General features: G+C 71.1%; 7 protein-coding genes. 2 read left to right on the top strand and 5 right to left on the bottom strand.

The genetic code is table 11. From position 1 onward, the window contains the following. Positions 1–444 precede the first annotated feature (444 nt). The gene (locus ACWCSU_RS05425) at positions 445–1470 is read left to right on the top strand and encodes an AI-2E family transporter (RefSeq protein WP_357707233.1); all 1026 of its coding nucleotides are present in this window, start codon (positions 445–447) and stop codon (positions 1468–1470) included. Here the strand turns inward: ACWCSU_RS05425 and ACWCSU_RS05420 are convergent. The 4 genes from ACWCSU_RS05420 to ACWCSU_RS05405 form a co-directional block, all read right to left on the bottom strand. Next, positions 1447–2337: a DUF6597 domain-containing transcriptional factor gene (locus tag ACWCSU_RS05420; RefSeq protein WP_449933702.1), complete on the bottom strand. Its 891-nt coding sequence runs from the start codon at positions 2335–2337 to the stop codon at positions 1447–1449. The two genes, ACWCSU_RS05425 and ACWCSU_RS05420, sit on opposite strands and share 24 nt — an antisense overlap. Positions 2338–2373: 36 nt before the next feature. Beyond that, on the bottom strand, positions 2374–3228 hold the full coding sequence (locus ACWCSU_RS05415) for a hypothetical protein (RefSeq protein ID WP_449933700.1): 855 nt from the start codon (positions 3226–3228) through the stop codon (positions 2374–2376). An 85-nt stretch (positions 3229–3313) separates the two neighbouring features. Further along, a complete protein-coding gene (locus ACWCSU_RS05410; protein ID WP_357707228.1) occupies positions 3314–5089 on the bottom strand; it encodes a vWA domain-containing protein in 1776 nt (591 codons plus the stop codon). Beyond that, positions 5086–6147: an ATP-binding protein gene (locus ACWCSU_RS05405; RefSeq protein WP_449933697.1), complete on the bottom strand. Its 1062-nt coding sequence runs from the start codon at positions 6145–6147 to the stop codon at positions 5086–5088. The genes ACWCSU_RS05410 and ACWCSU_RS05405 overlap by 4 nt, the downstream gene beginning before the upstream one ends. 244 nt (positions 6148–6391) lie before the next feature. Here ACWCSU_RS05405 and erm point away from each other — a divergent pair, with 244 nt between their 5' ends. Next, positions 6392–7222, top strand: a complete 831-nt coding sequence (erm, locus tag ACWCSU_RS05400) for an ErmE/ErmH/ErmO/ErmR family 23S rRNA (adenine(2058)-N(6))-methyltransferase (RefSeq protein ID WP_357707225.1) — start codon at positions 6392–6394, stop codon at positions 7220–7222. Here the strand turns inward: erm and ACWCSU_RS05395 are convergent. Next, positions 7208–8590: a hypothetical protein gene (locus ACWCSU_RS05395; protein WP_449933695.1), complete on the bottom strand. Its 1383-nt coding sequence runs from the start codon at positions 8588–8590 to the stop codon at positions 7208–7210. The two genes, erm and ACWCSU_RS05395, sit on opposite strands and share 15 nt — an antisense overlap. Positions 8591–8687 lie beyond the last annotated feature (97 nt).

Raw genomic sequence — 8687 nt, 5'->3', positions numbered from 1 at the left:
TTTCATGCACTGGCTTTTAACACACTGTTGAGTTCTCAAGAAACGGACGCGTACTTCCTCACCAGAACCCGTTCCCGGATCCTCGTTCAGAGGCGTTCATTTCGTCTTGCGTTCTTTCGTTGTGTCTTAATTCTTTCAGCCGTTCAAGTCTCTGTCAAATTGACCGGACTTGCTCGACCTGCGGTAATTAAGTCGCGCCCCGTTTCCGGGACAACCCCTCTAACTTACTCCCAGGCCCGATTCTTGTCGAATCGACCTTCCGTGGACGCGGACGTCCGCCGGAGTGGCAGTGTCTGGAGGTGGCCCCCGAGTGAGGCCGACGATCAACGCCGTCCTCGTGGGACTGGTGAACTCTATGTACGGCTCCCGGAACCGTCAAATCGGCGGCCCGCCCCTCATCGACAAGGCATGGTGGGTAGGTATTCCGGCGTGCGAGATCAAGCCGTGCCGAGAGCACTCATCCTCCTGGTGGGCATCGCCGGCGCGGTGATCGCCCTTTTCGGACTTCGCGAGATCAATTCCATCGTCGGGCCTGTCGTGCTGGCGCTCGTGCTGGTCATCGCCGTCGCCCCGGTCCGCAGTTGGCTGGCGGCCCGGCGGGCGCCCATTTGGGTCCAGGTGGCAGTGCCGTTCCTGATCGTGGTGCTGGTGCTGCTCGGCATGGTGGGCATCCTGACGATCTCCGCCACCCAGCTCGCGTCACTGCTGCCGACGTACGCCAAGCAGTTCGAGGAGCTGCTGGCCGCGTCGGAGCACTGGGCCGGCACGCACGGTCTGGGCAACGACGTGCTGGGCCGGGCGGTGCGGGCGCTCGATCCCGGCAGGATGCTGGGGCTGGCGCAGAGCCTGCTCGGCAGCCTGATCGGCGTGCTGTCGAGTCTGTTCCTCATCGTGGTGCTGCTGCTGGCGATGTGCCTCGACGCACCGGCGACGGCGCGGATCCTCACCACCGGGGAGGGGAACAGGCCGCAACTGGTGACGGCGCTGGCGACGTTCGCGCACAAGACGCGGCGGTATCTCATCGTCTCGACCGTGTTCGGGCTGATCGACGCCGTTCTCGACGTCATCGTGCTGTCGTTGCTGGACGTGCCGTTGCCGCTGTTGTGGGGGGTGCTGGCGTTGATCGCGAACTACATCCCGAACATCGGGTTCGTCATCGGGCTGCTGCCACCCGCGCTGCTGGCGCTCCTGCACGGCGGTGTGAAGACGATGGTGCTGGTCGTCGTGGCGTACATCGTCATCAACGTGGTCACGCAGTCGTTCATCATGCCCAAGTTCCTGGGGGACGCGGTGGGGCTCTCGACCACGATGACGTTCCTGTCGCTGATCGTGTGGACGTTCATGCTGGGGCCTCTCGGCGCGATCCTGGCGATTCCGCTCAGTCTTCTGACGCGGGCGTTGCTGATCGACAGCGATCCGAGCGCGAAGTGGGCGCAGGCGCTGGTGTCAGGGAAGATGCCGAACGGGTGAGACCAGGCGGCCCAGCGGGACGCCGCTCAGCCGCTTCACGTCGTGGGACAGGTGGGCCTGGTCGGCGTAGCCGGCGCGGACCGCCACCTCCGCCGGTGGCACGCCCGCGCGGGCCAGGGTGAGCGCGCGCTGGAAGCGGACGATGCGCTGGAGGGTCTTGGGCGAGTAGCCGAAGGAGGCGACGCTGCGGCGGTGGAGCTGGCGTTCGCTGAGGCCGAGGGTCCAGGCGACGTCGCGCACGCTGCGGCCCATGCGCAGCGCCCTCGCGATGGCGGGCGCGGCCGGGTCGGGGTCAGGGGCCTCGCGCAGGCGGGCCGCGACGGCGGCGCGCATGGCGGCCAGGCGCGCCGCCATGCCGGCGGGGTCGGTATCGGTACGGGCCCTCCACGAGGCGGTCGGCGCACCCTCCCGGCGGGAGGCGGCCCCGGCGGGCTCGAAGGCCGCGCCGCCAGGCGCGAGCCCCGTTCCAACGGACGCGAGCGCCGGGCCCGGTGCGAGAGCCGACTCAGGTGCGAAGGCCGGATCCGACGCGAAGGGCTGGGCGAGGGTCGGGTCGGTCAGGACGGTGAGGGCGGGGAGGTCGGGCAGGGGGACGCGGCGGTCGAGGAGCTCGTGGACCGGGACGCCGAAGACGGCCCCCACCGCGCCCGGCCGGAAGCGGACTCCGACGAAGGTGTCACCCGCCGCCATAGGGGTCGGCACCGGCCCGGTGTCGGGGCCGGCCACGAAGAGGCCGCCGGGACCCCAGATGAGGTCGACGCAGGCGTCGGGCACCACGAGTTGCGTGGTGTCGCCCTCGCTGACCTGCTGCCACACGCACACGACACGGCCGGCGAGGTCGTCGCCTGGGTGTCGTTCCGCGTACATGCGTCCAACGTATGCGACGCCACCGACAGAACCGGTTCAGGCGGGCAGGCGGCCGTACGCGCGCAGGGTCTTCAGGTGCTGGACGGTCAGGTAGCCCGCCCATTCGTGCGCCACGATCGGGGTCCAGACGGCCCAGTTCGGGTACCAGCCGCCTTCCTCGTCCTGCCCGTCGGCCAGGGCGTCGAGGTGGACGTCGAGGACGGCGGCGTCGAAGAGGGGCAGGGCCGACGGCGTGGGGGCGAGGTCGAGCGGATAGTGCACCGCGCCGTCGGCGTGGGTGTCGAAGGTGACCGTGGCCAGGACGGCCTCGCGCAGGCGGGCGAACTCGGCCAGCGCCCGTTCCCGGTCGGGGACGTGTTCGAGGAACACGAGGAGGGCGCGGGCCTCGTACGAGGTGGTCTGCGTGAGCGTGGCGATGCGTGACCAGCAGAAGTCGGTCGCGGGCCCGAGCCAGGGGTGGGTGACGCCGTGCTTGTGCAGGAGCCCGGCGAGCGCGGCGGTGGGGTTGAGGTTGCCGGGCGGGTCGTCGTCGGTCTGCCACCAGGGCGCGCGCGGCGTGTCGCGGACGGACGGCAGCACGAACGGCACCCCTCCCCCGGCGGCCGTGATGCCGACCAGGTAGTCGCAGGCGGCGGCGACCATCGGGGAGTCGAAGGCGTCGAGCTCGTCGAGGATCCAGAAGGCGACCTCGACCGGCTGCGGCTGGCTGCCGGCGCCGCGCAGGTCGGGCTCAAGGGCGTTGCCGAAGCCGCCGTCGGCGTTCTGGTGGCAGCGCAGGGCGTCGAGCACGCGGTCGCGGGAGCCGGAGGCGAACAGGGCCTCGAACCGCAGCCGGTCGATCAGCCTGCCGTGCAGGCGGAGGAAGTGTGCTGCCCGGTCAAGTGTGTCCATGTCGTCCTCCGTCGTTGGGCGCTTGCCTTGGCGAAGCTACCCGACCGGGCGGGACGGGCTCTTGTAGGAATCGGACACACCGGGGTCACTTCATGTGGAAGACCGGGCCGCGCGGCCGGAAGGGCAGCGGCGCGCCCTGCGGCACGAGGAAGGCGTGCTCGCGGCGGATGCGCAGCACGTCGCACTGGCCGTCGGTGATCAGCAGGATCGGGCCGTCCGGCGGGAAGTCGTCGGCGCGTTCGAGCAGCTTGACGCCGGGCTGGAGGATCGTGCCGCCCCGGCCGCGTACCCTGACCCGGCCGGCGATCTCCTCGACCGGCAGGTAGCCGGCGTCGTAGGCCATGGCGTCGCAGAACACGACCCTGGCCCGCGGCACGTCGCGGGCGGCGGCGTAGGAGGCGATGGCGCCGAGCGCCTTGCCGAGCAGCCTGACGTCCATGGAGCCGGAGGTGTCGAGCACGACGCCGAACGTCTTCTTCCTTACGACCTCCTCGGGCCGTACCCGGCCGGGGCGCGGGATGCCGGGGCTGGAGGCCTGGCGGCGGGAGGCACGGGCGTACGAGCGGCGCGTCTCCTCGGGCTGGAAGTGCTCGTCGAACCAGCGGGCGAGCTGGGCGTCCCAGGGCAGGGGCGGCTGGTCGAGCGCGCGGATCTCCTGTTCGAGCCCGGCGGGCAGCAGGCCGCGTCCGCCGGAGTGGTGGTAGGCCAGGCCGGTGGACAGGGCGTTGCGGTAGTAGTCGTCGAGGTCGACGTAGTCGTGGGCCTGGCGGGGCGGGCGGTCGAGCACGTCGCCGGCGCCCTGGCCGCGCAGGGTGGCCAGCTTGCGCATGCGCCGCAGGTCTCCGGCGATCCGGTCGTAGACGGCCTCGGCGGACATCGCGCCGAGCGACTGGTCGAACAGCAGCCCTTCGGGCATCTCGCCGACGCCCATCTCGACCAGCCAGCCATTGATCACGTAGTCGCAGGCGACGTTCCACAGGTACGGGTCGCGCATGCCGACCCGTTCGCCGTGCCGCAGGGCGGCGTGCAGCATCTCGTGGGCCAGCACGAAACGCCATTCGTGCTCGGTGTGCGCGGCCAGCGGGTTGACGTAGATCTCGCCCGCCTCGGCGCTGACCGCGGCGATCGCGATGTCCCAGGCCCTGGCCAACTCGGCGTCCGAGACGATCTTCATGCCCGCGGCCAGCGCGCCGAGCAGCGGGTACGACGACATGAACCAGCGCAGCGCGTTGTCCCAGGGACCCTTGACGTGGCCTTCGGCGGGGGTGCGCGGCGCGCCCACGCGGTCGAGCGCGGACGTGGCGGACCAGGCGATGCCGATCGCGAACGCGCGCTGGAAGTCGAAGTGCGCGGCGTCCTCCTCGGTGCCGACGTGGAAGTCGGGCAGGCCGAGCGGCTGGAAGCGGGGCGGGACGCCGATCCTGCGCCATCGTTCGGACAGCGTGACCTCGTCCTCCTCGGGCAGCTCGTCGGGCAGCGGCGCGGGGCAACGTCCGATCTTGACCGTGCGGAGGAAACGATCGACCGCCACGCAGCAGGCGGCGTGGTAAGCGGGCTCGGGCAGGTGGCCGTCGACGTCCTTGGGCGCGCAGACGCGCGGGTCGGCGTGGCCGAAGCCCAGGTGGAGCAGCAGGTGGGCGAAGACCCACGCCCACTCCTCGGCGGGGGCGCGGCGCTTGGAGTGGAAGGTGACGTCGCCGTCGTCGCCGACGACCGCCCACGTCTCGGGTGACAGCCGGCAGTCGGCGTCCTCCAGCAGGGTGTTGCGGAAGCCGGCGAACATCGGGTGGCGCTTGACGGCGGCCCAGCCGTTCATGACCTCGGCCCGCCAGGGGTCGACCTTGGGCTTGTGGCGGCTCACGAGCGGGCCGCCATGAGCCGGGGCACGTCCCTGCCGATCTCGACGAGGAACCAGGTGGGCAGCGCGGGCGCGCCGTCCGCGTCGTTGGCGATGACGAGCTGGGCGCATTCGAGGGAGATCTCGGCCAGCTCGACGAGCAGCGTCTTGGCGCGGAAGCCCAGGTCGCGGCCGCGGGCGGAGGCGCCGCGCTTGTCGGCGGGCAGCTCCTTGATCAGGCGGGCGCGGAAGGTCTCGGCCAGGAAGTAGAGCAGGTCGCGCTCCTCGGGGCGGCGCGGCCAGGGCGCCTCGCCCTTGAGCACGGCGTCGAGGTCGTAGGCGTGCCGGACGGTCTTGACGTAGGCGCGGAAGGCCGAGGCGTGGGCGGTGGTGAGGGTGCCGAAGGCGAGCATCGCGATCATGTCGTCGCCGACGTCGTCGCCGTAGGAGGTGAGCACGTCGGAGAGCATGTGCCAGGCGCGCGGCGAGGAGAACGGCTCCTCGGTCTTGGGCGGCGGGCTCCACAGGTGGTCGGGGCGCTGGACGAGGTGGTCGACGATCCACGGGTGGATGCCGGCGTCCGCCGCCCACTTCAGCCAGTCGTCGGCCGAGGCGCGCAGGTGCACGTGGACGAGGCGGTTGATCAGGGCCGAGGCCATCGGGCGGGCCAGCGCGTTGTCGGTGGCCCGGTTGCCGGCGCCGATCACGACCGAGCCGGGGGGCAGCTCGTACGCGCCGATGCGGTGGTCGAGGATCAGCGAGTAGAACGCCTTCTGCACCTCGGGCGCGGAGGCGTTGAGCTCGTCGAGGAACAGGCAGTAGGGCTCGTCGCGGGCGATCGACTCCGGGGGCGCGAACCGGCTGCGCCCGCCGACCAGCTCGGGCACGCCGATCAGGTCCTCGGGGGCGAGCTGGGTGCCGAGCAGGGTCACGCAATCCAGGCCGAGCGAGGCGGCGAACTCGCGTACCAGCGAGCTCTTGCCGATGCCGGGGGCGCCCCACAGGAAGACGGGACGGACGACGGCGACGTGCAGCAGCACCTCCGGGAGCTGCGCCGGGGTGACCGTGACCGTTGCCTGCATGCGTCCCAGGGTGACGAACCGGGCGCGGCGCCGCATCACATTTATTCGTTTGCCCTGGTGGCGCGGACCGGCCTACTGTCGGCGCCATGCATTCCACGTTCTGCACGGCGTTCTGCACCGTGTTCATCCGCATCCGCCACGGCCGGGCTCTGGCCCGCTAGCGGACGACTGACACCGCGCGTCCGCCGGCGCGCCCAGGGCCCTTCGAGACCTGTTCATCTCGAGGACCCGAAAGGGCAGTGCTGTGGCGCAGAACTTCGCGCACGGAAACTATTCACACACCCAGAAGAACGTCAGGAACGGCGGGGGCGCCGGTCGCACGCCCACCGACCGGCTCAGGCGTGAGCTCTCGCAGAACTTCCTGGCCGACCGGCACGCCGTGGACCTGATGGTCAAGGCGGCGGCGCCCGAGGGGCTGGTGCTCGAACCCGGCTCGGGGCCGGGCGCGCTCACGCTGGCGCTGGCCGAGGCCGGGGCGCACGTGATCGGGTACGAGCTCGACCCCCGGCTCGCCGGGCGGCTGGCCTCGCTCACGCGCGACAATCCCCGGATCGAGGTGGTCAGGGGTGACTTCACGGCCGCGCGGGCGCCGCGTGAGCCGTTCGCGGTCGTGGGCAACATCCCGTACTCGATCACGTCGAGGATCGTCGACTGGTGCCTGCGGGCGCGGGAGCTGACCTCGGCGACGTTGCTCACGCAGCGGGAGTACGCGCGCAAGCGCACCGGCGACTACGGCCGGTGGAGCCTGGTCACGGTGTCGTCGTGGCCGTGGTTCGACTGGCGGCTCGGCGACACGATCGGCAGGGAGAGCTTCCGTCCCGTGCCGTCGGTGGACTCGGCGATCCTGCGCGTGCAGCGGCGGCCCGAGCCGCTGGTGAGCGATCGTGCCGGCTACCTGGAGCTGGTGGAGCTGGGCTTCGGCGGGGTCGGCGGCTCGGTGCGCGCCTCCCTGCGTACGCGCCACCGAGGGGTGGACGCGGCGCTCGGCGAGGCGGGCGTGGCCCGCGACGCCGTCGTGGGCCACGTGCACCCGGACCAGTGGGTGGCCGTGTGGCGGCGGCTAAACCGCCGTTGAGGTGATCCTCGGCGGGACGGCGGCGACCCTGTCCTGGGCCGTCGACACACGACGGTTCCAGGGCATGGCCAGCAGCAGCACCGGCAGCAGCACGATGGAGGCCCGCGACCAGTCGCGGTGGAGGAACCACCAGTCGTTGGTGCCGAACTGCGTCATGTACAGGTAGCCGTAGGCGGCCCAGAAGGAGACGCCGACGATGGCCGGCCAGGCCCACCTGGTCGGCCTGGCCACCATGAACGGCATGAACCACAGCAGGTACTGGGCGCCGAGGCGGGGCGTCATGACCATGAAGACGAGCAGGATGGCCGTGGTCAGGTCGATCGGGTCGGCTCGCCGCCACAGCAGCAGGACGACGATGACGCTGCCGTAGATGAGCTTCGTGCCGAACGAGGCCAGCTCCGGCATCAGGGCCCAGTCGCCGCCGGTGAACCACGGCGTGTAGCCCCATTCGCCGACGATCGGGCGGATGTCCTGGATCGTACGGATGACTGCGGGGATCTGGTCGAGCGTGGTGCCCGCGAAGATCGGCGAGGTGACCAGGAAGAACACCGGGACCAGGCCGGTGACGACGAGCGCGGCGATCCTGGCCCGCAGGTGGGGCAGGAGCAGCAGCATGCCGGGGATCAGCCAGATCGGCCAGCTCTTGGCGCACAGCGCGAGGCCCATCAGCAGCCCGGCCAGCAGGGCGCGCCGCAGGTCGGCCCGGTCGCCGGAGCCGGGCATGAGGGCGCGGCGCAGCATGCCGCCGCGGCCGAGCACCCTGCGCACCGAGGTGCCGACGCCGTAGGCGGCCACGCCCTGGCGCACCCTGGCGACGACGTCGGTGGTGAGGCCGGGACGGTCGGGGGCGCCGGGGCCGCGGGCGACCACGAACGCGGCCACGCCGAACACGAGCGCGACCGGCTCGACCTGGCCGTGGACGCTGGCGATGAGCAGGGCCAGCGGGTTGAGCGCGTACTGGAGGGCCCGCAGGGACGCCTTGGGGCCGCCGGCCAGCTTGGCGACCAGCGGGATCAGCACGATGTCGGCGACCACGGTGACCAGGCGGCCGGCGTACTCCCAGGGGATGCCGAGCCACAGCAGGATGCCGTAGACGTAGGGGATGGTCGGCAGGAAGTGCCAGCCGCCCTCGCTGGCCAGGACCGGGTCCTTGCCCTGGAGCACCGCCTCGCCGGCGGGCTTGAAGCTCTCCATGAAGTCGACGGGTTGCCATGAGTCGATCGCGGAGGTGTACATGATCAGCACCCGGACGGCGATGCCGACGAGGACGGCGGCCCAGAGGGGCGGTCTCCAGTCGCGCCACTGCGCGACGAGGGCGAACACGACACCGGCGACGAGGACTATCCCCGTGAGAACTGCGTAATCCATGGCGGCCCCTAGCCTGCCGTAACAATCTGAGTGCCGCCACCAGGGCTTCCAATTCTTATCCCCGACATGCGGACACGTAACGCGATAGAACATGACT

The sequence above is a fragment of the Nonomuraea sp. NPDC001699 genome (genome assembly GCF_053596455.1).
Note: the sequence above shows the minus strand (reverse complement) of the source record. Positions and strands in the feature narration are given on the sequence as shown.

What these genes read in the sequence shown, in the direction of transcription:
- ACWCSU_RS05420 (WP_449933702.1), bottom strand. Translation starts at nt 2,337, where the DNA reads ATGTACGCGGAACGACACCCAGGCGACGACCTCGCCGGCCGTGTCGTG.
- ACWCSU_RS05415 (WP_449933700.1), bottom strand. Translation starts at nt 3,228, where the DNA reads ATGGACACACTTGACCGGGCAGCACACTTCCTCCGCCTGCACGGCAGG.
- ACWCSU_RS05405 (WP_449933697.1), bottom strand. Translation starts at nt 6,147, where the DNA reads ATGCAGGCAACGGTCACGGTCACCCCGGCGCAGCTCCCGGAGGTGCTG.
- ACWCSU_RS05395 (WP_449933695.1), bottom strand. Translation starts at nt 8,590, where the DNA reads ATGGATTACGCAGTTCTCACGGGGATAGTCCTCGTCGCCGGTGTCGTG.